The organism is Pseudomonas reactans (assembly GCF_013385825.1).
GTDB classification, from domain to species: Bacteria; Pseudomonadota; Gammaproteobacteria; order Pseudomonadales; family Pseudomonadaceae; genus Aquipseudomonas; species Aquipseudomonas reactans.
In genome coordinates, this window is record NZ_JACAPG010000023.1 from 265,744 (window position 1) to 290,430 (window position 24,687).

The 24,687-nt window shown below is 63.5% G+C and carries 19 protein-coding genes; 13 read left to right on the forward strand and 6 right to left on the reverse strand.

Going from position 1 to position 24,687, the window contains the following annotated elements; translation table 11 throughout:
- Nucleotides 1-197 precede the first annotated feature (197 nt).
- The 13 genes from tagH to HX868_RS27730 all read left to right on the forward strand — a co-directional run bounded on the left by tagH (nt 198) and on the right by HX868_RS27730 (nt 17,635).
- Nucleotides 198-1,493 carry a type VI secretion system-associated FHA domain protein TagH gene (gene tagH / locus HX868_RS27670; protein WP_177005028.1) on the forward strand — a complete coding sequence of 432 codons (1,296 nt, stop codon included), beginning with the start codon at nt 198-200 and terminating at the stop codon, nt 1,491-1,493.
- Between the two features lie 57 nt (nt 1,494-1,550).
- Nucleotides 1,551-2,060 carry a type VI secretion system lipoprotein TssJ gene (gene tssJ, locus HX868_RS27675; RefSeq protein WP_177005029.1) on the forward strand — a complete coding sequence of 170 codons (510 nt, stop codon included), beginning with the start codon at nt 1,551-1,553 and terminating at the stop codon, nt 2,058-2,060.
- Between the two features lie 18 nt (nt 2,061-2,078).
- Nucleotides 2,079-3,413 carry a type VI secretion system baseplate subunit TssK gene (tssK, locus tag HX868_RS27680; protein WP_177005030.1) on the forward strand — a complete coding sequence of 445 codons (1,335 nt, stop codon included), beginning with the start codon at nt 2,079-2,081 and terminating at the stop codon, nt 3,411-3,413.
- Between the two features lie 6 nt (nt 3,414-3,419).
- The gene (locus tag HX868_RS27685) at nt 3,420-4,709 is read left to right on the forward strand and encodes a DotU family type VI secretion system protein (protein WP_177005031.1); all 1,290 of its coding nucleotides are present in this window, start codon (nt 3,420-3,422) and stop codon (nt 4,707-4,709) included.
- On the forward strand, nt 4,706-8,206 hold the full coding sequence (tssM, locus tag HX868_RS27690; protein WP_177005032.1) for a type VI secretion system membrane subunit TssM: 3,501 nt from the start codon (nt 4,706-4,708) through the stop codon (nt 8,204-8,206). Before HX868_RS27685 ends, tssM begins: the two co-directional genes overlap by 4 nt.
- The gene (gene tagF / locus HX868_RS27695; protein ID WP_177005033.1) at nt 8,203-8,856 is read left to right on the forward strand and encodes a type VI secretion system-associated protein TagF; all 654 of its coding nucleotides are present in this window, start codon (nt 8,203-8,205) and stop codon (nt 8,854-8,856) included. Before tssM ends, tagF begins: the two co-directional genes overlap by 4 nt.
- Nucleotides 8,857-9,576 (forward strand): PP2C family protein-serine/threonine phosphatase, encoded by a 720-nt coding sequence (locus tag HX868_RS27700; protein WP_028618488.1) that lies wholly within the window; start codon nt 8,857-8,859, stop codon nt 9,574-9,576.
- Entirely contained in the window at nt 9,573-12,533 is a 2,961-nt protein-coding gene (locus HX868_RS27705; protein WP_177005034.1) for a serine/threonine-protein kinase, read from the forward strand. Before HX868_RS27700 ends, HX868_RS27705 begins: the two co-directional genes overlap by 4 nt.
- Complete coding sequence (locus tag HX868_RS27710) at nt 12,533-13,237, forward strand: ABC transporter ATP-binding protein (RefSeq protein ID WP_177005035.1); 705 nt, start codon at nt 12,533-12,535, stop codon at nt 13,235-13,237. The genes HX868_RS27705 and HX868_RS27710 overlap by 1 nt, the downstream gene beginning before the upstream one ends.
- Nucleotides 13,237-14,421 (forward strand): ABC transporter permease family protein, encoded by a 1,185-nt coding sequence (locus HX868_RS27715; protein WP_177005036.1) that lies wholly within the window; start codon nt 13,237-13,239, stop codon nt 14,419-14,421. Before HX868_RS27710 ends, HX868_RS27715 begins: the two co-directional genes overlap by 1 nt.
- The gene (locus tag HX868_RS27720; RefSeq protein ID WP_177005037.1) at nt 14,414-16,123 is read left to right on the forward strand and encodes a formylglycine-generating enzyme family protein; all 1,710 of its coding nucleotides are present in this window, start codon (nt 14,414-14,416) and stop codon (nt 16,121-16,123) included. Before HX868_RS27715 ends, HX868_RS27720 begins: the two co-directional genes overlap by 8 nt.
- An 84-nt stretch (nt 16,124-16,207) precedes the next feature.
- On the forward strand, nt 16,208-17,137 hold the full coding sequence (gene tagQ / locus HX868_RS27725) for a type VI secretion system-associated lipoprotein TagQ (RefSeq protein WP_177005038.1): 930 nt from the start codon (nt 16,208-16,210) through the stop codon (nt 17,135-17,137).
- A gap of 123 nt (nt 17,138-17,260) precedes the next feature.
- Nucleotides 17,261-17,635 carry a helicase gene (locus HX868_RS27730; RefSeq protein WP_177005039.1) on the forward strand — a complete coding sequence of 125 codons (375 nt, stop codon included), beginning with the start codon at nt 17,261-17,263 and terminating at the stop codon, nt 17,633-17,635.
- Between the two features lie 117 nt (nt 17,636-17,752).
- On the opposite strand, the gene HX868_RS27735 is transcribed toward HX868_RS27730, so the two are convergent.
- The 6 genes from HX868_RS27735 to exbB form a co-directional block, all read right to left on the reverse strand.
- Entirely contained in the window at nt 17,753-19,153 is a 1,401-nt protein-coding gene (locus HX868_RS27735) for an aminoacyl-tRNA deacylase and HDOD domain-containing protein (protein ID WP_177005040.1), read from the reverse strand.
- Between the two features lie 77 nt (nt 19,154-19,230).
- Nucleotides 19,231-21,306 carry an ATP-dependent DNA helicase RecG gene (gene recG, locus HX868_RS27740; RefSeq protein WP_177005041.1) on the reverse strand — a complete coding sequence of 692 codons (2,076 nt, stop codon included), beginning with the start codon at nt 21,304-21,306 and terminating at the stop codon, nt 19,231-19,233.
- A gap of 8 nt (nt 21,307-21,314) precedes the next feature.
- The gene (locus tag HX868_RS27745) at nt 21,315-22,235 is read right to left on the reverse strand and encodes a hydrogen peroxide-inducible genes activator (protein WP_010207523.1); all 921 of its coding nucleotides are present in this window, start codon (nt 22,233-22,235) and stop codon (nt 21,315-21,317) included.
- 245 nt (nt 22,236-22,480) lie between these two features.
- On the reverse strand, nt 22,481-23,230 hold the full coding sequence (locus tag HX868_RS27750; protein ID WP_016975935.1) for a TonB family protein: 750 nt from the start codon (nt 23,228-23,230) through the stop codon (nt 22,481-22,483).
- Nucleotides 23,227-23,652 (reverse strand): TonB system transport protein ExbD, encoded by a 426-nt coding sequence (gene exbD, locus HX868_RS27755; RefSeq protein WP_003195519.1) that lies wholly within the window; start codon nt 23,650-23,652, stop codon nt 23,227-23,229. Before exbD ends, HX868_RS27750 begins: the two co-directional genes overlap by 4 nt.
- A gap of 6 nt (nt 23,653-23,658) precedes the next feature.
- On the reverse strand, nt 23,659-24,639 hold the full coding sequence (gene exbB / locus HX868_RS27760) for a tonB-system energizer ExbB (protein ID WP_177005042.1): 981 nt from the start codon (nt 24,637-24,639) through the stop codon (nt 23,659-23,661).
- Nucleotides 24,640-24,687 lie beyond the last annotated feature (48 nt).

The window sequence follows — 24,687 nt, forward strand, 5'->3', positions numbered from 1 at the left end:
CGGTGCTTAACAACCTGCGCGACTGGTGGGTCGAACGACGCACCGGGACAGGATTTTTGTCATAGAGCCCAGTTAAGATCAGCGATCATGCTGGCATTGGCAGGTTTTAGACGGTCGATTGCTCGACCTGATGGCGATATCCCGGGAGGCGCTGTCCTGGGAATCGACCGCGCGCGAAGTATCAGCAAGGAGGCAAGATGTCGCTGTGTTTGACTATCACTAGTTATCACAAGATTACCCCTGGGCAGTGCTCCGAAAAGTCCATGAGTCAGGGCTCGATGGCTATTGGCCGCAGTTCCGATAATGACTGGGTATTGCCTGACCCAGAGCGCCTGGTCTCCTCGCAACATTGCGTTATTCAATACAAAGATGGTCGTTATTATCTAACGGATAACAGTACAAACGGAGTGGAGTTGGTTAACGCCGGTATTCGTTTGCGTAGAGGTAATAGCGAGCTGTTGCAAGATGGCGAGTTGATCCGCATCGGCGATTACGAGATTCAGGCGCGTATCGATTTCAACGTGCAGGCCGTCGACAGCCAGCCGTTTGCCGGCGATTCACCGAACAGCTTTGAAGCGCTGATGGGCGCCGTGGCGAACAAGCCTGCTCCGGTGCCGGTGATCGCGCCGCAGTTCCAGGGCGCTTCGTCGATGGACACGCTGCCGGACCTGTTCGACTTCCTCAGCCCCACTGCTGTGCCGCCGCCGACCGTGCCGGACCATGTGCCGTCCGAGCAGCATGACTTCCGTCCGCCGACGCCGGTTGCGCTCGAGAAACCCGTGGTTTCGGGCTCGGTGATTCCCGAGGATTGGGACCTGTTTGGCGATGCACCTGCGTCCGTTGCACCACCGCCCGCACCGGTCATTCAGCCGCCACCTGCGGTCGAGCCTGTGGCAAACACTCAGCAAACCGACCTCCTGCAAGCCTTTCTGCGCGGCGCTGGCCTCGATCAACTGCGCCTGGACAAAGCCCAGGCCGAGGCCCAGATGGAAAACATCGGCCGCAGCTACCGCCTGATGGTCGAAGGCCTGATCGACGTGTTGCGTGCCCGCGCCAGCCTCAAGGGCGAGTTCCGCATGCAGCAGACCATGATCCAGCCCGCTGAAAACAATCCGTTGAAATTCGCCCCGAATGCCGACGAAGCGTTACTGCTTTTGCTTCGCCACGGTAACCAAGCGTTTATGGCGCCGGATGCCGCCGTGCGTGACAGTTTCAACGATCTGCGCGCCCACCAACTGGCGGTGATGGCAGGCGTGGAAGCGGCGATCAAACACCTGCTCACGCGCTTTGAGCCAGCACAACTGGAAGAGCGCATGGGCAAGCCCGGCGGGCTCTCGAGTATTTTCAACGGCTCACGCCAAGCCCAGTACTGGCAGCAGTTCACCGAGCTCTACAGCAATATTTCCCGCGAGGCCCAGGAAGATTTCCAGGACCTGTTCGGTCGTGAATTCAGCCGGGCCTACGAAGAGCACAGCACACGACAGCGTCGATAAAACCGCGCCGCAACACATGGATAAACGGATAGCTAAACACGTCATTGAGGACGCAGGATGATTCCCAGGTTTTTACTCGCAGCCGCCACCTTGCTGCTGCTGACGGCGTGTGCCAAAGACGCCGCCAAACCCGAAACCACCGCTGAGACCGAAGCGGAGACGGCCGCCGTCGAGCTGCACTTTCATGCGATCAACGGGCTCAACCCCGGCGCCAACGGCCAAGCCGCGCCAGTGCGGGTGCGCATCTTCGAACTGAAAAACGCCGCCACCTTCGCCCGCTCCGATTACTTCGCATTGGCCGACCGTGCCCAATCCACCCTGGGCCTGGACCTGCTGGACCAGGACGAAGTGATGGTGCAGCCCGGCGAGCAACTGAGCATCCAGCGCGACCTCGACCCGTCCACACGCCAGATCGGCTTGCTGGTGGGCTATCGCGAGCTGGACCGCGCGCAATGGCGCACGGTGATCAACGTGCCCGCGCGCCAATACACCGAATACCAGATCAGCCTCGATGTGCGTGCCGTGCGCGCCGACGTCGTGGTCACCCCATCCAGCCCTGCCCAATAAGAAGCAATCGGAGCCCCCATGTCCTGGAACAATCGCGTGGTCTGGTCGGAAGGCATGTTCATCGGAACGCAGCACTTCCAGCAGCATGACCGTTACCTGGAAAACCTGATCGATGCCCGCAGCCGCCCGTTGTCTGCCGGGGCCTGGGGTTTTTCCGAGCTGCTGATCGACCAGGGCCTGCTGGCCCAGGGCAAGCTGGCGATCGTCTCGGCGCGTGGCCTGTTGCCCGACGGCACGCCGTTCAACATTCCCCAGGACGATCTGGCGCCGAGCCCGCTGAACGTCGATGACAACCTGCGCGATGGCCTGTTGTACCTGGCGCTGCCGCTTAAGCGTGCCGGTGCCCGCGATACTGTGGAGGAAGGCGAAGCCCTGGAGGCGGCGCGTTATGTGAGCCAGGTCCGCGAAGTGCGTGACGATAATGCACCCTTCGAAAACCGCGCACCGGTGGCCTTGGGCTCCCGGGCTCTGCGCCTGCTGACCACCCAGGATGGCATCAGCGATTACGCCGCTATTGGCCTGGTGCGCATCAAGGAAAAACGCGCCGACCGCGCGCTGGTCATCGACGACACCTACATCCCGCCCGTGCTGGACGTGGCGGCGAGCAAACCGCTGACGGCATTTCGCAGCGAGCTGCTTGGCCTGCTGCACCAACGAGGTGAAGCCCTGGCGGGGCGCGTGGTCGCTTCGGGCGCCGGTGGCGCGTCGGAGATTGCCGATTTCATGCTGCTGCAACTGGTCAACCGCGCCCAACCGCTGATCCAGCATTTGAGCCAGTTGAGCCCGCTGCACCCGGAGCGTTTCTTCAGTGAATTGGTGAGCTTGGCCGGTGAGTTCTCGACCTTCTCGACCTCGGGCCGCCGTCCCCAGGAGTACCCGCAGTACCAGCACGACGACCTGGCGCTGAGCTTTGCTCCGGTGATGGCCGCCCTGCGTGAAGCGCTGTCGATGTTGATCGACAGCAAGGCCACGCCAATCCCGATTGTGGAGAAAGCCTACGGCGTCCATGTGGCGATGCTGGCCGACAAGACCCTGCTCGACAACGCCAGCTTCATCCTCGTGGTGCGTGCCGATGTTCCCGGCGAAACCCTGCGCGCGCGCTTCGGCCAGCAGAGCAAAGTCGGTTCGGTGGAGCACATCCGCGACCTGGTCAACCTGCAACTGCCGGGCATCACCCTGTTGCCTCTGCCCGTGGCGCCGCGCCAATTGCCGTACCACGCAGGTTCCACCTACTACGAGCTAGATCGCGGCAGCGAGGCCTGGCAACAGCTGGGCAACTCCGGCGGCTTTGCCTTCCACATCGCCGGGCAGTTCCCGGGCTTGAACCTGGCCTTTTGGGCGATCCGAGGATAATCCGCGATGCATCCCAATGATGATGACCGCACCCAGTTCATGCCGCGTCCGGGCGGCCGGGCGCCGGAGCCTGCGCGTGCCGAACCTTCACCGCTGGCCATGCCGGCCGCGCCGATGCTCACCGGCAAGAGCCAGGGCCTCAACCCGCTGGAAAGCGCCGCCGGCCCGTTGTTGGCACTGCTGACGCGGCTGCGCAACACCATCTCCCACCCAGCGCCGGCCAGCCTGCGCGCGCAGTTGCTGGCGTATCTGCGCCAGTTTGAAGAGCGCGCCGAAGCGGCCGGTATCGCCCGCAACGAAGTGCTGCTGGCGCGTTATGCGCTGTGCACCGCGCTGGATGAAGCGGTGTTGAGTACGCCTTGGGGCAGCACCAGTGACTGGGGCAAGCAGAGCCTGCTGATCACGGTGCATAACGAAGCTTGGGGCGGTGAGAAAGTCTTTCAGTTGCTCGACCATTGCCTGCAAAGTCCACGGGAACGCCTGTACCTGCTGGAGCTGCTGTACCTGTGCATGTGCCTGGGTTTTGAAGGCCGTTATCGCGTAATGAACGACGGCCGCAGTCAGTTGGAAACCCTGCGTGAGCGCACGGCTGCCGCCATTCGCAGCGCCCGTGGCGAACACGAACGTGAACTGTCGCCACACTGGCGGGGCGTGACCGTGGCGCGGGATCGCTTGGCGCAATTCATGCCGCCGTGGATCGCCGTGGCTATCGGCGTGGCGCTGTTGCTGGCGCTGCTGTTTGGTTTGCGCATGAAGCTGGCGTCGGATGCCGAGCCGGTGTTCAAGAACATCCACGCCTTGGGCGAAATCCCGGTGCAGGCCATCGACCGTCCGGTGGCACAACCCAAAGTAATCGAGCGCCCACGCCTGGCCGGTTTCCTGGTGGAAGACATCAAGGCCGGGCGCGTTGCTGTAGAAGATGCGGTCGACCGTTCAGTGGTGACCATCCGTGGCGACGAGCTGTTTGCGTCCGCCAGCTCCAGCATTGTCGATGACTACCAACCGCTGATGCTGCGCATCGCCGATGCCATTCGCAAAGTGAAAGGCCAGGTACGCGTGACCGGGCACAGCGACAACCGCCCGATTGCCACGCTGCGTTTCCCGTCCAACTGGGCGCTGTCGGAAGCGCGCGCCAAGTCTGTGCTGGAAATCCTCGCGGCCAAGACCGGCCAGGCGGATCGCTTCAGCGCCGAGGGCCGAAGCGACACCGAGCCAGTGGCGACCAACGCCACCGCAGAAGGCCGCGCCCGCAATCGTCGGGTTGAAATCACCGTATTGGCGGAGGGCGTCGAGTGAAGGCGTTTTTCAGTTTCATGATTCGCTGGGTGATTCCCGTGCTGGGCCTGATCGCCCTGAGCCTGATCATCTGGTTTGTCGGGCCGTTGCTCGACGTGCTGGTGCCGGAAGGGCGCCGCTGGGCGCTGATCATCCTGGTGTTCGCGGTGTGGATTGCCTACCGCGTATTCCGCATCATCCAGGCGCGGCGTCAGGCCGCCGAAGTGATGCGCAGCCTGGCCGCCGAAACCCCGGCTGACCCGAACAGCGTTGCCACCGCCGAAGAACTCACCACCCTGCGCCAGCGCATGGACGAGGCCTTGGCGCTGCTGAAAAAGGCCAAGCTCGGTGGCGATGAGCGCCGCAACCTCTACGAGCTGCCGTGGTACGTGATCATCGGCCCACCGGGCTCGGGCAAGACCACGGCGCTGGTCAACTCCGGACTGCATTTCCCGCTGGCGGCACAGTTGGGCGCCGGTGCCGTGCGGGGTGTCGGCGGCACGCGCAACTGCGACTGGTGGTTTACCGATCAGGCTGTGTTGCTCGACACCGCCGGGCGCTACACCACCCAGGACAGCAACTCCACGGTGGATAAAGCCGCGTGGCTGGGCTTCCTCGACCTGCTGAAAAAGCAGCGTTCGCGTCGGCCGATCGATGGCGCCTTTATCGCCATCAGCCTGTCGGACCTGTTGCTCGGCACCGACGCCGAGCGCGCCGCCCACTCCGCCGCCATCCGCTTGCGGATCCAGGAGCTGTACACCCAACTGGGCGTGCGCTTCCCGATCTACCTGATGCTGACCAAGCTCGACCTGGTGCCGGGCTTCATGGAGTTCTTCGACAACCTGAGCAAGGAAGAGCGCGCCCAGGTGTGGGGCATGACCTTTGCCCTGGACGACGGCAAAAACAGCGACAGCCCGTTGGCGCACCTGCAAAGCGAATTCGCCGGGCTGGAACAGCGCCTCAACGAACGTCTGGTCGAACGCCTGCAACAGGAACGCGACCCGGCGCGGCGCGACCTGATCTACGGCTTCCCGCAGCAGTTCGGCGCATTGAAGGATTGCCTGCAAAGCTTCCTCGAAGGCGTGTTCAAGCCCAATGCCTTTGAAGAGCGCGTGTTGCTGCGCGGTGTGTATTTCACCAGCGGCACCCAGGAAGGCAGCCCGATCGACCGCCTGATCGGCGCCATGGCTCAAAGCATGAACCTGGACCGCCAGCACCTGGCGCGTCAGAGCGGCACAGGGCGCAGTTACTTCATCGAAAAACTCTTCACCGCCGTGGCGTTTGCCGAGCGTGGCTTGGTCGGGGTGAACCCCAAGGTCGAGCGCCGACGCAAGTGGATTGCACGCGGCGTGCTGGCCGCCACCGTGGCGACTGTCGTGGTGGTCAGCGGTTTGTGGTGGATGAGTTACCGCGCCAACCAGGCGTATATCGCCCAGGTCGACCAGAAGGTCGCACCGCTGGGCCAGACCGTGCAGAACCTGAGCCCGGCGCAGCGTGACATCCTCGCGGTGCTGCCATTACTCAACGCCGTGAAGAACCTGGCCGGCGACTCGCCGAGCTGGTCCGAAGGCCTGGGGCTGTACCAGGGCGACATGCTTGAAGCCGAGTCCGCCAGCGTCTACCGCAAGCTGTTGATCGCCGTGTTCGCACCACGCCTGGTGACGCGCATCGAAGAACAACTGCACGGCGGCGGCAATTCCGACTTCCTCTATGAAGGCCTCAAGGCCTACTTGATGCTCGCCGATGCCGAGCACTACGACCCGGACTTCATCAAGGCCTGGATCGCCCTCGACTGGGACCGCAACCTGCCGCGCGACTTGCCGGCCGATCAGCGCCAGGCATTGGCCGGGCACTTGCAGTCGCTGTTCGAACGCCATCCGCCCAATGCACGCCTGGATCCACGGCTGATCGACGACCTGCGCCGCCAACTGCAACAACTGCCGGTGGCTCAGCGCGTGTATGACCGGGTCAAGCGCCAGAAACTGCCTGAAGGGATCCCGGACTTTCGCATCAACGAAGCAGCCGGTCGTGACGCGGCGCTGGTGTTCAGCCGCAAAAGTGGCAAGCCGCTGGGCGAGCCGTTGAGTGGGTTCTTCACCGCCAAGGGCTATCGCCAGGCGTTTTTGCTCAGCAGCCTGAACCAGACCGGCACCCTGGCTGAAGAGCAGTGGGTGTTGGGGCACGAACAGGCCGACCAGCAGAACGTGGTGAGCCTCGCCGCCGACGTACGCCGCCTGTATTTCCAGGATTACCAGCGTCAGTGGGACGCCATGCTGGCGGACATCGACTTTGTGCCGATTACCAGCGTGGCCCAGGCGGCCGACGTATTGCGGGTGATTTCCGGCCCGACTTCTCCGCTGAAAAAACTGCTGGTGGCGGTGGCCAAGGAAACCGATCTGCAAGCCGAAGAGCGCCAATTGGCCGCTAAAGGCGTGCCGGTGGAAGGCGGCGTCGACAAGCTCAAGGAGCGCCTAGGCAGCCTGCTTGGCCAGGAGCAACCGAGCGCCAATGCACCGGCTGCGGCGGATGATCCGGTGACCGCACACTTTGCCGAACTCAACAGCATCGTCAGCAAGAATGAAGGCGAGCCAGCGGCCATCGATGGCCTGCTCACCGACATGAATGCGCTGTATGTGCAGGTCAGCGCCATGGTTGGCGCCAGCGGTGATGCCTTGCTCGGCGAGGCGAAGAACCAGGCGGCAGCGGCGGCCACGCGGGTCAGCCTGAATGCCGAACGCCAGCCGCCGCTGGTGCAGGGCATGGTCAAATCGGTGGTCAACTCCACCACCAACAGCATGATGGGCGGGGTGCGCAATCAACTGAACGCGGCCTGGGTCAGCGAAGTGGTCAACGTGTATCGCCAGTCCCTGGCCGGCCGCTACCCCATGTCGCCGGGCAGCGCGCGGGATGCCACCCTGGACGACTTCGGCCAGTTCTTCGGCGTGGGCGGGGTGATGGACAACTACTTCCGCAAATACCTGCAGCCTTACGTAGACACCTCCGCGCAGACCTGGCGCTGGCAGCCGGGCGCGGCGCAGAAGCTGGGGATTGCGCCGGGCGTGCTGCAAACCTTCCAGCGCGCAGCGACGATCCGCGATGCGTTCTTCCGCGCTGGCGGCACCCAGCCGATTGTGCGGTTCGAACTCAAGCCGGTGTCGATGGACCCGACCATCACCCAGTTCCTGCTGGACCTGGACGGTCAGCAACTGAGCTACGACCACGGCCCCAGCCGCCCAGTGGCGATGCAATGGCCGAACCCCGGCAGCATTGGCGTGGTGCGTATCTCCATCATGCCGCCGTCGGCCAGTGGCCGTTCCGGCGTGACCCTGGACGGACCGTGGGCCTGGTTCCGCTTGCTGGAACAGTCGGACCTCACCGCTGGTAATTCCCCGGACCGCTTCAACCTGCGCCTGCGTGTCGACGGTGCGAGCATTGCCTACGAACTGCGCGCCAACAGCGCCTTCAACCCGTTCAAGAGTCGCGTGCTCAGTGGCTTCAGCCTGCCGGAGCGGCTATGACGACGCTGGGTTTCTACGGCAAGTTGGCCAGTCGTGGTGACTTTGTCAGCCGCGCGCTACCCCAGAGTTTTATCGGCCCGTGGGACAGCTGGTTGGCGGCGGGTCTGCTCGCCAGCCAGAGCAGCCTGGGCGGCGACTGGCTCAACACCTACCTGGTCAGCCCGTTGTGGCGCTTTGTGCTGGCGCCGGGTGTATGCGGACCGGACGCGGCGGCGGGTGTGGTGATGCCGAGCATCGACCGGGTCGGGCGTTACTTCCCGCTGGCGGTGGTGACCTTGCTCGATCACGACACCAATCCTGCGTCCCTGGTCGGCGGGCCGGACACCTGGTTCGAGCAGGCCGAAGCGTTGCTGCTCAGCACCCTGGATGCCGGCGCCACCTTCGAAAGTTTTAATGATGGCCTCGACAGCCTGGGCTTTCCGGCGAGCGAGCCGCGCGCGGTGGGTGGCCGTTTCGCCGGCTTGCAACGGGTGGCCGCCACCGTGCCTCACGGGCGCATGACCGCCCTGGCCGAACAGGCCTGCGAAGGCGCGAGCCTGTGGTGGGGCCGTGGCTCGCAGACGATTTCCCCTGGTTTGTTGCGGTGTCAGGGCTTGCCTGCCGCCGGCGATTTTGCGCAGTTTTTGCTCGGACAAGAAGGTGTGGTGTAGATGGGGTCGACGTACAAATCCGCGAGCAAAAGCCATGTGGGCATGGTTCGCCAGGTCAACGAAGACGCCTGCCTGGATCTGCCGGAAAACCGCCTGTGGGTGGTGGCCGACGGCATGGGCGGGCACGCGGCGGGGGATTACGTGAGCAGCCTGATCGTCGACAGCCTGCGCAGCGTGCCGGTGGGGCGCTCGCTGGATGAATACACGGCGGCGCTGCGCAACGACCTGCTGCGCATCAACGCCGCCGTGCGCGAAGAAACCGCCCACCGTGGCGTGACCATGATGGGCAGCACCGTGGTGCTGTTGGCCGCGCGTGGCCTGCGCGGCGTTTGCCTGTGGGCTGGCGACAGCCGCTTGTACCGCCTGCGCGACGGCGTGCTGGAAGGCATCTCCCGCGACCACAGCTACGTGCAAGACCTGCAAGACAGCGGCCTGCTCAGCGAAGCCGACGCCCGCACGCATCCACGGGCCAATATCGTCACCCGTGCGATTGGCGTGGAAGCGCACCTGGAACTGGCGGTGGTTGACCTGCTGATCGCTCCCGGTGACAGCTATTTGCTGTGCAGCGATGGCCTGAACAAGACCGTCGAAGACCATGAGATCCGCGAAGTCCTCGGCCACGACACGCCGGATGAAATCGTGCGCAGCCTGGTGCACCTGGGGCTCAACCGGGGTGCGCCGGACAACATCACCGCCATCGTTGTGAAGGTATCGGCATGAACATCCTGATTCCGGGTTATGACATCGAAGGCGAGATCGGCGAAGGCGCCATGGCCAGCGTGTACCTGGCGACCCAGCGTTCCCTGGAGCGCAAGGTGGCGTTGAAGGTGATGGCGGCGGCATTGGCGGCTGACCCGAGCTTCTGCGAGCGCTTCCTGCGTGAGGGCAAGACCCTGGCGCGCTTGTCGCATCCGCACACGGTGACCATCCATGACATCGGCAATGTCGGTGAGCTGTATTACATGGCCATGGAATACCTGCCCAACGGCACGCTCAAGGAGCGCATCGCCGCCGGCATGACGCCGGAGCAGGGCGTGACGCTGATCCGCCAGATCGCCTCGGCGCTGGGCTATGCCCACGCCCAGGGCCTGGTGCACCGCGATGTGAAACCGGCGAACATTCTGTTCCGCGCCGATGGTACGGCGGTGCTGTCCGACTTCGGTATCGCCAAGTCGCTGGATGATCGCACTCAGTTCACCCAGGCCGGGTTTGCCGTGGGCACGCCGAGCTATATGAGCCCAGAACAGGCGCGGGGCCAAGAGATTGATGGTCGCGCCGACCTGTACGCGTTGGGTGTGGTGCTGTACGAGATTCTCGTCGGCAAGCTGCCGTACACCGGCACTGATGCACTCTCCACGGCGCTCGCGCACCTGACTGAACCGCTGCCCGAATTGCCGGTGCACCACGGTCGTTATCAGGAGGTGCTGCGCAAGCTGTTGGCCAAGGATCCGGCGGAGCGTTTCGCGGATGCGGCGGCGTTGTTGCGGGCGTTGGATAACCTGCCGTCGGAATCGCCAGAGGCTACGTTGGTGCGGCCGTTGCCGATCCCGATGAGTTTTGATCTGGCTGGCATCACCCCGGAATCCATCGAGATCCCCACCGACAAACCCCAGCCGGTGCGCCAACCGGTGGTGCCGCCGTCCCAGCACAGCGAGCAGCGCCGTGGGCCGGTGTTGGCACTCGCCGCTGTTGCAGTGGCGGTTGCGTTGGCGATTGGTGGTGCCAGTTATTGGTGGTTGAGCGGCAGCGATGAACCTGTGGCCAAACCCCCGGCTGCGGTGGTTGTGCCGCCAGTGGCGCCGCCTGTGGCAGAAGTGGATGGCGGCCAGCGTCCGTTGCTGATGGCGGGCAAGAAAACCCTGTTCCAGCGCGTCCTCAGCAAACCCGGCGCCAAGCTTTCAACCGACGCCGGCAGTGCGCCGGGCAAGGCCTTGCCGGCGTTTTCCGTGCTCTACGTCTACCAGCGCAAGGACGTTGACGGCAGCCCGTGGCTGCGCGTCGGCGCCGCCACCGATGGCCGCAGTGATGGTTGGTTGCCTGCGTCCCAGGTCAGCGACTGGAAGCAGAGCCTGGTCTTGAAGTTCACCGAGCGTTCAGGCCGCGCGCCGGTGATGTTCCTGCGCCAATCCGCTGAAGTGGAAAAGTTGCTGGCTGACCCGGCCGCCGCCAAAGGCGCACTGGCCAAGGCGCAGAAAAACAGTGAGGACAACAGCCAGATCCTGGCCCTGGAACCGACCGCCAGTGCAGTGCCGCAAAACCAGTTCTACCTGCTGCCGATCTTCGATTCCAAAGAGAGCTTCGACGAAAACGGCCAGCCGGTGCAGTTGCTCAATGTGGCCTCCATCGATCCCGGCAGCAGCGCGGCCGCCAAGCCCTCGACACCGGTGATCAAAGCCAACGCCGATGCCTTCCGCACGGCGGTTGTGCTGGTGGTCGATACCACCGTTTCCATGCAGCCCTATATCGACCAGATCCGCGACGTGGTGCACGAACTGCAAACCCGCATCGGCGAGCGTGGCGAGTTGGACAGCGTGAGCTTCGGCATGGTCGGCTTTCGCAGCAGCATCAAGAAAACCCCTGGCCTGGAATACGTCGCCAAGACCCTGATCACCCTCGATCAGGGCCGCGACCCGCAACGTTTCCTCGACATGGCGCGCCAGATCAAGGCGTCCACCGTGTCCAGCCATTCCTTCAACGAAGATGCGTTCGCCGGAGTCATGCAGGCAGTGGATGGCATGGATTGGTCCGGCTATGGCGGACGCATCATCCTGCTGGTCACCGACGCCGGCGCGCTGCGCAAGAACGATCCGTTTGCCGCCACCCAGATGAACGAAGCCGAGGTACGCCAGGCCGCGCTGGGCAAACAGATCAAGATCTACGCCCTGCACCTGCGTACCGACGCCGGCAAGAAAACCCATGCCGGTGCCGAGAGCCAGTACCGCATCCTTACCGCTGACGCCAACCCGCAGATCGGCGACCTCTACACGGCGGTGCCCGGTGGCGATGTGCGCAAACTCGGTGAACGTGTGGATGAGATCGGCACGGTGTTCGCCAACCTCGTACATCAAGTGCGCAGCAACACGCCACAGCCGGTGCCGTTGTTGAACAGCGCGCCGAGCCTTGCGGACAAATCCGCCGCCGTCGGTTACGCCATGCACATGGATTTCCTCGGGCGCAAAACCGCAAGCCAGGCGCCACAATTGGTCAGCGCCTGGACCGCCGACCGCGACCTGACCAACCCGGCACTGCCGGCGTTCCAGGTGTGCGTGATGCTGACCAAGCTGCAGCTCAATGACCTGCAGCAGTCGCTGAAACTGATCGTCGATGCAGCGCGCAAGACCCAGACTTCACCCAAGGACTTCTTCCAGGAAATCGCCAGCGCCTCGGCCTACATGAGCCGTGACCCGCAAGCCCTGCGCAAGGGCGGCAACCTGGCCGACGGCGGCATCCTCGGCGAATACTTGGAAGGCCTGCCGTACCGCAGCAAGTCGCTGAATATGACCCAGGACCTGTGGTTGTCGTTGAGCGTGGCCGAGCAGGAAGACTTTATCGACGAGCTGGACTCGAAGATCCGCCTCTACGAAACCTTCCACAATGACCTGGCCAACTGGGTCCGTTTCGGCGATGCCGAGCCGGGTGACGCGTTGTACCGCGTGCCGTTGTCGACGTTGCCGTGATGCTGAACCTGAACGCGGTGCACAAGAGCCGGGGCGTCGGCAGTCAGCGCTACAGCCTGGTAATTCCGGCGCTGACGCTGCGTGCGGGTGAGCAATTGGCGATTGTCGGGCCCAGCGGTTGTGGCAAAAGCACCTTGCTGGATTTGCTGGCGTTGGTATTGGCGCCGGATCAGGTCGGGCAGTTTGAATTTCATCAGCAGGACATTGACGGATTGTGGCGCGGTGATCAGCAATCCACGCTGGCTGCGCTGCGTAGCCAGCATCTGGGTTACGTGCTGCAAACCGGCGGCTTGCTGGGGTTTCTCGATGTGCGCGGCAATATCGCCTTGTCACGGCAACTGTTGGGCTTGAAGGACGACGGCAGCGTGGCGCGCCTGGCCGAGCAGTTGGAGATCAGCGACCAGTTGGCCAAGAAACCGGCAGCGCTCTCGGTGGGTCAACGCCAGCGCGTCAGCTGTGCCCGCGCCTTGGCCCATGCACCGCAACTGGTGTTGGCGGATGAACCGACGGCGTCCCTCGACCCCTTGAACGCCGAGCGCGTGATGCAGGCGCTGCTGGCCCAGGCGCGCGAACACCACGCCGCCTGTGTAATCGCCACCCATGACGAACCCCTGGCCCGCGCCAGTGGCTTGCAGGTGCGGCGTATCAGTTGCCGTCGCGACACCGACGGCGGCGTCACCGCGACCCTCGGGGAGGTGTGCTGATGCGCCTCGGTCTGGTGGCGTCGCTGGCCTGGCAGGACTATCGCAACGATGCCTGGCTGTCGGCCTGTTCGGTGCTGGCGCTGGTCGCCGTCATCGCACCGTTGCTGGTGTTATTCGGCCTGAAATTTGGACTGGTTAGCAGTTTGACCGAACGTTTGCAGACCGACCCCGCCACCCGTGAAATTATTCCGTTGGGCGGTGGTCGATTCAGCAGCGCTTTTATCGAGCAACTCGGCCAGCGCAGCGATGTGGCGTTTGCACTGCCGCGTACGCGACAGATTGCGGCGACGGCGCAGGTAGGCACCTTGGCCCTGGAAATGCTGCCGACCGCGTCGGGGGATCCCTTGCTGGCGGGTCTGCCGGTGCCCAAGGGCCTGGACCAGATCGTGCTGAGCCACACCGCTGCCGAGAAGCTGGCGGCACGGCCGGGGGATTGGCTGGAGACCCATTTTGCGCGGCAGGTGGCAGGGCGCTTTGAGGCCCAGCGCACGCGTTTGCAGGTGCTGGCGGTATTGCCGCTGGAAGCCTTCGCCCGTGACGGTTTGTTTGCCGATTTGAAATTGCTGGAAGCCGCAGAAGATTACCGTGATGGCCGCGCAGTACCGGCCTTGGGCTGGGAAGGTGAAGCGATCGGTGTGAGTGAACAACGCGTGTACCCGGCATTCCGCCTGTATGCGCGCAACCTCACCGACGTAGAACCGTTGCGGGTGTTTTTCGCCGGGCAGAACCTGCTGGTATCGACCCAGGCGCAGACCATCGCGCAGGTGCAGTCGTTGAGCCGCAACCTGTCGATCGTGTTCTGGGTGATCTGCGGGTTGGCGTTGGCGGGCGCGTTTGCGGCGATCTTTGCTGGGGCGTTGGCCGCGGTGGCGCGCAAGCGTCGGGAATTGTCGGTGTTGCGCCTGTTGGGGTTTTCCACCGGTGGGTTGTTGCTGTTTGTGGTGGTGCAGGCGCTGTACAGCGCTGGCTTCGCCGCCGTGCTCAGTGCCGGACTGTATGGCATGGCCGAGGCGGCGTTGAACAGGTTATTTGTGCAGGTGCCGGGCGAATACGCCAGCCACCTGTTGGCGCGTCATTACGGCCTGGCCCTGGTTGCAGTCATGGGCGTCAGCGCCGTGGCGGCGGCCTGTGGCGGTTGGCGAGTGGCGAGGATCCAGGCTTCTGAAGGAATCAGAGATGTATAAGTTACTGGGCGCCTGTGTGGCGCTGACCTTGGCCTCGATGGCCTGGGCCGATGAGGCGAGTGACAAACTCGACAACCCCAAACCGCTGGAGGGTGACGTCAGCCTGCCGCTGCCGTGCGAAGGCAACATGGTGTTCCGCTACGCCTACGTGCTGGCCCAAGGCACCCTGGATGACCGCGAGATCAGCCTCGGCTACCCCTTTGCCGACGGCGAGGCGGGCTATCAGCAGTCATTCATTTCCGGCTACCGCCGTGACTTCATCAATGGCCAGTTCACCCTCAAGGACCTGCCCAAAGACTGGAACAAAGTCATCGCGCCCTTGATGCCGAAGACCGACGCCAAGACTCCGCTCAAGCCCATGCTCTACTTCATCGGCAAGTACGAAGTGACGGCACGCCAGTACGCCCAGGTGATGTCTCAGGCGCAGTCCCTGGCCAGCGGCGAACCGGCGCCGGCGTGCGACGCGCCCACCGGCATGGCCGGGCGTTTGCCCAAGGTGAAGCTGTCGCGCTTTGAAGCCGAGCGTTTCTCGGCGGTGTACAGCGCCTGGCTGATGAAATACCACCGTGAGTTGCTGCCGGTCAGCGGGCGCGGCTCTTCGGCGGACGACGGCGGCTTGGGTTTTGTGCGCCTGCCCACCGAAGTGGAGTGGGAATTCGCCGCGCGCGGCGGTCATGCCGTCAGCCGCCAGGACCTGGAAGGGCGCCTGTTCCCGCGCCGTACTGAAGGCAGCGACAGCGACGGCCCGCTCGGCGATTACGCCGTGTTCAACCAGGTCGCCGGCGGCACCGGCCAGGCCGCGCGCCTTATGCCCATCGGCACCAAATTGCCCAACCCGATTGGTCTGTTCGACGTGATCGGCAACGCCGCAGAGATGGTCCAGGAATCCTTCCAGCTGGTGCACGCCGGGCGTCGCCAGGGCACCTATGGCGGTTTTGTGGTCAAGGGTGGCAACTACCTCGAAGGCGAGGGCACGCTGTTCACCGGCATGCGCCGCGAGTACCCGCTGTTCGCCGCTGACGGCACCGAGCAAAGCAACGAGACCACCGGATTCCGCGTGGCGATTGGCGCCTTGTCGGCGCCGCGCTCGCGCTACAAGGAGCTGTTCGCGCAGTGGCAGAAAGAAGGCCGCCTGGCTTCACTGACCGACGCCATCGACGACGCTCAGGACCCGACCAAGCGCCTGGACAGCATCATTGCCGCCAGTGCCGACCCCAAGCTGCAAGCCGAGCTGGGGCTGGTCAACGAAGAGCTCAAGCGCAACGTCTCGCTGATCGCCCAGCAACGCGAAGAGGCGGCGGGCAACCTGATCCAGTCGGCCGCGCTGGTGGCCGAAACCATCGCCAACTACAACATCCGCCTGGCCAACCTGCAGAAGAGCCGCCAACAGTCCCTGGACAACAAGGATCAGGCCAGCGCGCAGCTGTTCGACATGGCGATTGCCAACGGCCGCAGCGCCCTCGATGGCGCCGTGGCGATCTATATCGACAACCTGGCCACTGGCACGCGTTACACCGATGCGGTGATCCAGGCGCAGTTTCAACGGATCAAGGAAGAGTTGGATCGCAAGCCGGTGCTCGGTAAGAGCCTGGTGACGCGCGCAACACTGTTCGTTCGCCATGTCGGCAACTACCGCAAGCAACAGCGGGCCGACCCGGCAACGATCTTGAAGGAATTGCTCGCAGCGAGCGGTCAGCGATGAGCGCTGGCTGTATGGCGAGCTTGGAAGGGACTCAGGCGGCGGTGGGCCGTGCTGGGCAAGTCAAACTTAAACGAGAACACACCTATGCTTTTTTCCCGTAAGGCGGTTTCCAAGCGTCACTTGCTGCTGATCGCGGCCGGTTTCAGCACTGTGTTGACCGGTTGTGCCACGTCGCCGGCCTCCAAGGTCGCGTCGAGCACCAAGGTCGAGTACTACCCGAACTGCTACGAGCCGGTGCAGCACCTGCGCGCGACCGATTCGGACATGACCAAGTCGGTGGTGACCGGCGCGGCCATCGGCGCCGCTGGCGGTGCACTGCTGGGCGCCCTGACCGGCGACTCCGACAAGCGCGGCCGTAACGCGGCCATCGGTGCTGCGGGCGGCGCATTGGCCGGCGGCGCGGCGGGTTACTACACCGAGCGTCAGAAGCAGATCAGCGATGACAACCAGCGCATTGCCTCCTACTCCACCGACTTCAACAAAAGCGCCTCCGACATCGACCGCAGCACCGCCTACGCCAAAGCGTCGCAACAGTGCTACCAGAGCGCGTTCACCAAGCTGGTGGCCGACCGCAAGGCCAAGACCGTCAACGACACCGAAGGCCGCAAGCGCCTGGCGGAAATCGTGGCGGGCCTGAAGGAATCCAATGACCTGATCGTCGCGGTCAACGGCAAAGCCAGCGAAGACCTGAACAACTACACCCAGGCCTACGAAAAAGACCTGCAGCAAGTGGGTGTGCAGCGTAACGACGTAGTGACCGTGGCCCAGGCAGACGTAGCCCCTGCGGTCGTCCCGGCCAAGAAGGGTGGCAAGACACCACCGAAAGTCGCGAAGAAGAAGGACCTGCCGGTTGTGCCGAAAGAAGCGGTAACCACTGAGAAGAGCATCCAGACCGTGCAGGCCAAGCAAGCTGAAAGCAAGCAGGTCGCCAGCGCCGGTAAGGCGCAGATCGAAGGCACCTGCCGCGATCCTAACCTGGCCGACTGGGCGCCAGTGCCTTGCCCGAACGTTTAAGCAACATGCTGCTATAAGCGTCAAACGCCAGCCGATCTTCCGCTAATGCGCAAGATCGGTGGCGTTCTTTTTGCAAATCGTTAAACTGCTGCGGCCACTCAATAAATACACCGAGGCCGTGTCATGAAATTTCGTCTTCTCCTGTGGGTGCTGGGCCTGATGATGGGCAAAGCCAGCCGCACCAATCCTGCCTTCCAGCAACAGTTGGGCGATAAAGACCTGGCGTTCCAGTTGCAGACCCTCGACGGCAACGTTGCCCGTCACTTCATCGTCAAAGACCAGCGCATCACCAGCCGCTCGGGTGCTCACCCGTCGCCGGCGTTCGCCATCGCCTTCAAAGATGCCGCCTACGGCTTCGCCACGATGCAGGCGAAGAACAAGCAACTGGCATTCATGACGGGAATTCAGGACAAATCGATCCAGATCAAGGGCAACCCGGCGCTGGTGATCTGGTTCCAGGGGTTGACCAAGTATTTGAAGCCGAAGAAAAAGAAGTAACCACTGTAGGAGCGAGCTTGCTCGCGAAGACCGTGAACGATGACGCGGGGTGTCTGGAGCCCCGCGGTGTTCTCAGGTTTTTCGCGAGCAAGCTCGCTCCTACAGGGAGTGGGTGGCTCAGTTCTGGCTGAACTGGGACGCCAACTCGCGCAACAACACCTCGGCATCCAACACTTTGCCAACCACTTCCTCAGCCTTGTCCCGCGTCAGCCCCAGGCGCTCAAGCAGCGTATCCGGAATCGCCTCATCCGGCCCCGAACCAATCCCACGGCTGCGCAGCAAACGCACCGCCAGACACACCAGGTTCGGGTATTCGGCGTACTGACCATCGTAGGTCGGATCATGTTGGAAGCGCAGGGCAGTGGACAGTTCGTCCGGCATGTCCCAGTAACGCATCAGCCACGCACCAATTTGCTCACGACTGATGCCCAGCAAGTGTTGCTCGACATAGCTGTGGCAAAGGTGCGGGTTGACCTCCAGGTGACGGCAGATCAGCGAGAAGTGCGGTGGAAATACGTGGGCCAGCAGCAGGTAACCGAAGTTGTGCAGCAGGCCCGCGAGGTAGGTCAGGCCGGCTTCCGGGCGCTGGGCACGGGGCATAGCGCGGGTCAGGCCTTCGATCACGGCGGCGGTGTAGATTGACTGGTGCCAGTAGGGTGTGGACTGGTGCGGGTGATCCTTGGGCAGGCTCAGGGTTTTGCCCAAGGCCAGGCCCAGCGCCAAGTTGATCACCAGGTCAAAGCCCAGCACGCGCACAATGGCGTCTTCCACGGAGCGGATCTTACCCGGCGACGCATAGTACGGCGACGCGGCCCAGCTCACGACCTGCGCAGCCAGGGCTGGGTCGGTTTCCACTACGCCGGTGATGTCATCAATGGTTGCATTGGGGTCGACGCGCAGCTTGATGATCTTCTGCGCCGTGTCGGCCAGCGGTGGAATCTCGATGGTCGCTTCCAGGCGTTGCTGGATGCGGCGGGCGGTGAACGCCTGCATCGCCTGGGTGATTTCCTCACGGTCATCATTCGGGCGGTCAAGGTTGGGGCGGATGTTGCTCAGCGGCTCGCCGAAGTGGCCGGCGCTGGCCTTGGTGAGCATCGTCTTGAAGGCGTCGCTGGAGATCTCCAGCAGCAGGCCTGCTTCACCCGAATGCACCAGCAGGCTCGGCTCGTTGAGCAGGCTGCCTTCATACAGACACGGCGAACTGGTGAGCGGCGGCAGGCCCGGCAGCAGGCTTAGTTCGTGCTTGCCCAGCATGCGTTCGACGCGATCTGGCGATACCGCTGTGAGGCGACGGCCGGTGAGTTCGGCGAGGCGGTTGAGGTCGAGCAACTGGTTCTGCGGGAACAGCACCATCAGTGCGCCCACCGCGTCTTCCAGCAGCACAGCCTGGATCTTTCGCGCTGGATTCAGGCCCGGTAGGTCGGTGACTTCCGTGTAGGGGATGGCGAGTTTTGCGAGCAGAGCCCGAATGACCGGCGGGGCGGTCAGTGGGGCTGTGGCGAGGGCAACTTCTGACATGGCCTGATCCAATTTCTTACAGTCCACGAAGTATAACCAGCTTGATACAAGTGTTGGTCGGTTAAGTGAGTCAGGCGTCACACTTGGCCGTATTGCTGCCCATGGCGTAGCCAGCGGTCCAGCAATGGGCTGACATGATCTGGCCAACGTTCGAGCAGCGCTTGCGCCGCATCGCGCACGGCGGGCAGCAAGTCGGCGTCGCGCATCAGGTCGGCGACTTTGAATTGCAGCAGGCCGGTCTGGCGGGTGCCGAGCATTTCACCGGGGCCGCGCAGCTCGAGGTCTTTTTCGGCAATGATAAAACCGTCGTTGGTTTCACGCATGATGCCCAGGCGCTGGCGACCAATCTGTGACAGCGGCGGGTGGTAGAGCAGCACGCAATGGCTGGCGGCGCTGCCCCGGCCGACCCGGCCGCGCAACTGGTGCAGTTGCGCCAGGCCAAGGCGCTCGGGGTTCTCGATAATCATCAAGCTGGCGTTGGGTACGTCCACACCGACCTCGATCACCGTGGTAGCCACCAACAGTTGCAGGTTGCCGGCCTTGAATTCGGCCATCACGGCGGCCTTTTCTGCGGGTTTCATGCGGCCATGGATCAAGCCGACCTTGAGCTCGCCCAGAGCACTGGTGAGGTCTTCAAAAGTAGTCTCGGCGGCCTGGCACGTCAGCTCTTCGGACTCTTCAATCAGCGTGCACACCCAGTACGCCTGGCGCCCTTCGGCGCAGGCGCCGCGCACGCGCTCGATCACTTCGACTCGCCGGGTGTCGGTGACCAATACGGTGTTGACCGGCGTCCGGCCGGGTGGCAGTTCGTCGAGGATCGAGGTGTCGAGGTCGGCGTAGGCGCTCATGGCCAGGGTACGCGGGATCGGCGTGGCGGTCATGATCAACTGGTGCGGGTTCATGCGCCCGCCCACGCCTTTCTGACGCAGGGCCAGGCGTTGTTGCACGCCGAATCGATGTTGTTCGTCGATGATCACCAGAGCCAGATTCTTGAATTGCACTTCATCCTGAAACAGCGCGTGGGTGCCCACCACCATGGGTGCACCACCGGCAATCTGTTCCAGTGCCGCTGCGCGTACCTTGCCCTTGAGCTTGCCGGCCAGCCACGCCACTTCCAGGCCCAGCGGCTCGAGCCAGCGCTTGAAGGTGATGAAGTGTTGCTCGGCAAGAATTTCGGTGGGCGCCATCAACGCCACTTGGTAACCGGCTTCCAGCGCTTGCAAGGCGGCGAGAGCGGCGACCACGGTCTTGCCTGCGCCCACATCGCCCTGGATCAGCCGTAGCATCGGCTCTTTCTGACTGAGGTCGTAGGCAATTTCATTGCCGACGCGTTGTTGGGCGCCGGTCGGCGCAAAGCCCAGGTTGGCCAGGTATTGCGCGGGCAAACGCGTGGCCTTGGGCATCGCCGGCGCACGCAGGGAACGCATGCTTTCGCGCAGGCGCTGCTGGGACAGTTGGTGGGTCAGCAGTTCTTCAAACGCCAGGCGATGCTGGGCCCAGTGATGACCCAGTGCCAGCTCGTCGACATCGGCATCGGCAGGCGGGTGATGCAGGTAGCGAATCGCATCGTCCAGCGACGCCAGTTGATAGTCGCGGGCCAGCTCCAGCGGCAGCCAGTCGGGCAGGCTTTTCGGGCCGAGCATCGTCAGCGTCTGCATGCACAGTTGGCGCAGGCGTTGCTGGGTCAGACCTTCGGTGAGCGGGTAGATCGGTGTGAGCGTGGTGTCGACTGGCGGCGGTTCGTCGCCGGTGATGGCGCGGTATTCCGGGTGATAGATCTCAAGACCCGACGCGCCGGGCCGCGCCTCGCCGTAGCAGCGCACGCGGGTGCCGCGTTTTAGGCCTTCTTTCTGCGCGTTGCTGAAATGGTAGAAGCGCAGGCTCAGGCCACCGGTGCCGTCCTGCAGACGCACCACCAGGCTGCGACGCTTGCCCATCACCACGTCGGCGCCGCTGACCGTGCCTTCGACCACCGCGTCCTGCCCAGGGCGCAACTGGCCGATGGGCACCACGCGGGTGCGGTCCTGATAGCGCAGGGGCAGGTGGAACAACAAGTCCTGGAGGTTTTCCAGGCCGACCTTGGCCAACTTCTCGGCCATGGCTTCACCGACACCCTTGAGTGCCGTCACCGACACCTGCGACAGCTCAGTCATACCGTTGCTTAGCTCGCAGCCGTCGGCTTGGCCACCGAGCACAGGCGGATCGAATCGGCGAGGATCTCAATCGCTTTCGGTCGTGGGAAGCTGGCGCGCCAGGCAATCGCCACGGTGCGGAACGGCACCGGCGGCGTCAGTGGGCGCACTTCGATCACGCCGGGGGCGTAGTGATGGCTGTCCACCGCCGACAGCGGCAGGATCGAAATGCCCAGGCCGGAGGCGACCATGTGCCGGATGGTTTCCAAGGAGCTGGATTCCACGGTGGTATGTTTGGCGCCGTCGTTGCCCTTGGTCAGGGTCGGGCAGGCTTCCAATACCTGGTCACGGAAGCAGTGGCCTTCGCCCAGCAGCAGCAGGCTCTTGTCGTTGAGCAGGGCGGCGTCAATGGTGTCTTTTTTGGTCCACGGATGGTCGGCCGGCATCAGCACCTGGAACGGCTCGTCGTAGAGCGGCAGTGTCAACACGTCCGCTTCGTTGAACGGCAGGGCGATGATGATCGCGTCCAGCTCGCCGTTGCGCAGTTTGTCGCGCAGCACATGGGTGAAGTTTTCTTCGATATACAACGGCATCTGCGGCGCGACGCGGTGCAGTTGCGGGATCAGGTGTGGGAAGAGGTAAGGACCGACGGTGTAGATGGCGCCGACTTTCAGCGGTGCGGTCAGCTGGTTCTTGCCGGCCTGGGCCAGTTCGCGAATGCTCTGTGCCTGCTCCAGCACCTTCTGGGCCTGGGCCACAATGCCTTCGCCCACCGGCGTTAGGCGCACGGCGCTCTTGCTGCGCTCGAAAATCAGCACACCGAGTTCGTCTTCAAGCTTTTTCACGCCCACCGACAGCGTCGGCTGGCTGACATGGCAACGCTCGGCCGCGTGGCCGAAGTGCTGCTCTTGGGCGAGGGTAACGATGTAGCGTAATTCTGTAAGAGTCATAGCAGGCGTCCATGAAGTTGCGGGCCAAGCATACCGGCTGCAATCGATAGACGCACGTTATCAGAACTTTGCTGGGGATTGAGCGGGGAGTGCGGAGGATTTAGCTGAAAAATGGATTTTTGAGGCAATGAAATCAAATGTGGGAGCCGGCTTGCCCGCGATGCAGGCACCTCGGTCTATCAGTTGCACCGAGGTGATGCTATCGCAGGCAAGCCAGCTCCCATACAAGCTGACTCCTGCAACCTTTACCGACGACGCTTCTCGATGTTGTACACGAACGGTGCAACGATCTCGATGCTGCCACCTTTGAGCATGTCTGCCGGTGGCTTGGGCAGCGGCTGGGCACGACGGATCATGTCCAAGGTGGCGCGGTCCAGGTCGGCGTTGCCGGAGCGGCCCACCAACTCGTAGGACAGCACGTTGCCTTCGGCATCGACCACGAACTTCAGGCGGTTCAGGCCTTCCTTGCCACGGGCCTGCGCGCCGGGCGGGTACTTCTTGTACTTCTGCAGGTGCGCCAGCAGGGTGCCTTCCCAGGACGCTTTGGCAGCGATCTGTTGCGGCGAAGGGCCAGGTACGGGCTGGGCCGATTTTTCTGCCGGTGCCTGGGTCGGCGGAGCGTCGCTCGGCGGGTCCTCGGAAGGTTTCTCCTTGGGCGGCTCGATCTTCTTCTCCACCGGCTTGGGCGGCTGCGGTTTGGGCTTGGGCTTGACCGGCTTGGGCACCTGGATCGTTGGCTTGGGCGCCTCGGCCAGTTTCGGCAGGGGCAGCTCTTCCACCGGTGCAGGCGGTTGCGGCGGCGTTACCACCTTGGGCGGTGCTGGCGGCGGCGGGGCTGGCATCGGTGCCAGGTCGATGACCATGGCAGCCGGTGGTAGCTGCACCGTACGCGGCGCCGACCAATGAAGCGCGATAGCGATCGCGACGGCATGCACGCCCAGTACGACGGCGAGGCTGGTGCCATAACGCGTCAGTTTGTGGCGCGTCGTGATCATTTCTTGGCTGCCGTCTCAAGTCCGACCAGGCCGACCTTGAGGTAGCCGGCTGCCCGCAGGGCATCCATCACGCTCATCAAGTCGCCATAGTCCACGCCCTTGTCAGCCTGGAAGAAGATCGTCGTGTCTTTCTTGCCTTGGGTCTTGGCGTCGAGCACCGGGCCCAGGGTTTCAGCTTTGACTTCTTCTTCGCCCAGGAACAGGCGTTGGTCCGCCTTGACGCTGAGGAAGATCGGTTTCTCCGGCCGTGGCGCAGGTTTTGCGCTGGACGCGGGCAGGTCGACCTTGATGTCCACGGTCGCCAACGGTGCCGCCACCATGAAGATGATCAGCAGCACCAGCATCACGTCGATAAACGGCGTGACGTTGATTTCGTGGTTCTCGACGAGTTCGTCGTCGCCTTGATTCAAATGCAGGCCCATGGCCGATTACCCCACTTTCACCATGTGCGGTTGCGAGCTGCGCTCGGTAGGCAGGTGATCGAGGTCGCGGCTGACCAGCAGCAGGACTTCTGCCGACGCGTCCGATACCTGGGCCTTGTAGCCGGCAATCGAACGGGCGAAGACGTTGTAGATCACCACCGCAGGAATTGCGGCAACCAGGCCCAGGGCGGTCGCCAGCAGGGCTTCGGCGATGCCAGGGGCAACGACGGCAAGGTTGGTGGTCTGGGTTTTGGCGATGCCGATGAAACTGTTCATGATGCCCCACACGGTACCGAACAAGCCGACGAACGGCGCGGTGGAACCGATGGTTGCCAGCACGCCGGTGCCGCTGCTCATGTTGCGACCGCAGGCCGCCACCAGGCGCTCCAGACGGAAGGCCACACGTTCCTTGATGCCTTCTTTTTCGCGGGTGTTGGCCGACAGGCGCATTTCTTCCAGCGCGTCGTGCACCAGAGTGTTGGCCAGGGTGCCCTTCTTGGTCGCGCTTTCGCTGGCTTCCTTGAGGGTGGTAGCCTTTTTCAGGTGGACGATTTCAGTGCGCAGACGACGTTTGGCGCCCAGCAGCTCGAAGCCCTTGGCGATCCAGATGGTCCAGGTGATGATCGACGCGATGGCCAGACCGATCATGACGGCTTTCACCACCACGTCAGCATTCTGGTACATGCCCCACGGCGACAGGTCATGGGCCATGCCCAGGGTGTTGTCTTCTTCCAGCACCACACCGGTGTCGTCGGCGGATGCCGGGTCAGCCGCCAGGGCCGGGTCGGTGGCGAACGGCGCAGCCGCTGGAGCAGCCGGTGTCGCAGTGTTGTGCTCGGCGGCAGCCGGGGTGGCGGGTGCGGTGGCATCAGCGAATGCGGCGGTCGGTGCCAGCAGGACGCTGAACAGCAGCGCAGCTATCGCGCGCCAGGCGCGGGATGGGCTGTGAAGCTTGGTTGGCGAAGCGGGGGTTGTATTACGTGTCATGCTGGCCGGACCTGAGAGAAAAAAATGAGTGATCGTCCTTCCAGACCC

Bases quoted from the DNA above. Each gene is read 5' to 3' on its own strand.
- HX868_RS27710 (WP_177005035.1), top strand. From the start codon at position 12,533: ATGCTGAACCTGAACGCGGTGCACAAGAGCCGGGGCGTCGGCAGTCAG.
- HX868_RS27745 (WP_010207523.1), bottom strand. From the start codon at position 22,235: ATGACTCTTACAGAATTACGCTACATCGTTACCCTCGCCCAAGAGCAG.
- recG (WP_177005041.1), bottom strand. From the start codon at position 21,306: ATGACTGAGCTGTCGCAGGTGTCGGTGACGGCACTCAAGGGTGTCGGT.
- tssJ (WP_177005029.1), top strand. From the start codon at position 1,551: ATGATTCCCAGGTTTTTACTCGCAGCCGCCACCTTGCTGCTGCTGACG.
- HX868_RS27715 (WP_177005036.1), top strand. From the start codon at position 13,237: ATGCGCCTCGGTCTGGTGGCGTCGCTGGCCTGGCAGGACTATCGCAAC.
- HX868_RS27750 (WP_016975935.1), bottom strand. From the start codon at position 23,230: ATGATCACGACGCGCCACAAACTGACGCGTTATGGCACCAGCCTCGCC.
- exbB (WP_177005042.1), bottom strand. From the start codon at position 24,639: ATGACACGTAATACAACCCCCGCTTCGCCAACCAAGCTTCACAGCCCA.
- tagH (WP_177005028.1), top strand. From the start codon at position 198: ATGTCGCTGTGTTTGACTATCACTAGTTATCACAAGATTACCCCTGGG.
- HX868_RS27700 (WP_028618488.1), top strand. From the start codon at position 8,857: ATGGGGTCGACGTACAAATCCGCGAGCAAAAGCCATGTGGGCATGGTT.
- tagQ (WP_177005038.1), top strand. From the start codon at position 16,208: ATGCTTTTTTCCCGTAAGGCGGTTTCCAAGCGTCACTTGCTGCTGATC.
- HX868_RS27705 (WP_177005034.1), top strand. From the start codon at position 9,573: ATGAACATCCTGATTCCGGGTTATGACATCGAAGGCGAGATCGGCGAA.
- HX868_RS27735 (WP_177005040.1), bottom strand. From the start codon at position 19,153: ATGTCAGAAGTTGCCCTCGCCACAGCCCCACTGACCGCCCCGCCGGTC.
- exbD (WP_003195519.1), bottom strand. From the start codon at position 23,652: ATGGGCCTGCATTTGAATCAAGGCGACGACGAACTCGTCGAGAACCAC.
- HX868_RS27720 (WP_177005037.1), top strand. From the start codon at position 14,414: ATGTATAAGTTACTGGGCGCCTGTGTGGCGCTGACCTTGGCCTCGATG.
- tagF (WP_177005033.1), top strand. From the start codon at position 8,203: ATGACGACGCTGGGTTTCTACGGCAAGTTGGCCAGTCGTGGTGACTTT.
- tssK (WP_177005030.1), top strand. From the start codon at position 2,079: ATGTCCTGGAACAATCGCGTGGTCTGGTCGGAAGGCATGTTCATCGGA.
- HX868_RS27685 (WP_177005031.1), top strand. From the start codon at position 3,420: ATGCATCCCAATGATGATGACCGCACCCAGTTCATGCCGCGTCCGGGC.
- HX868_RS27730 (WP_177005039.1), top strand. From the start codon at position 17,261: ATGAAATTTCGTCTTCTCCTGTGGGTGCTGGGCCTGATGATGGGCAAA.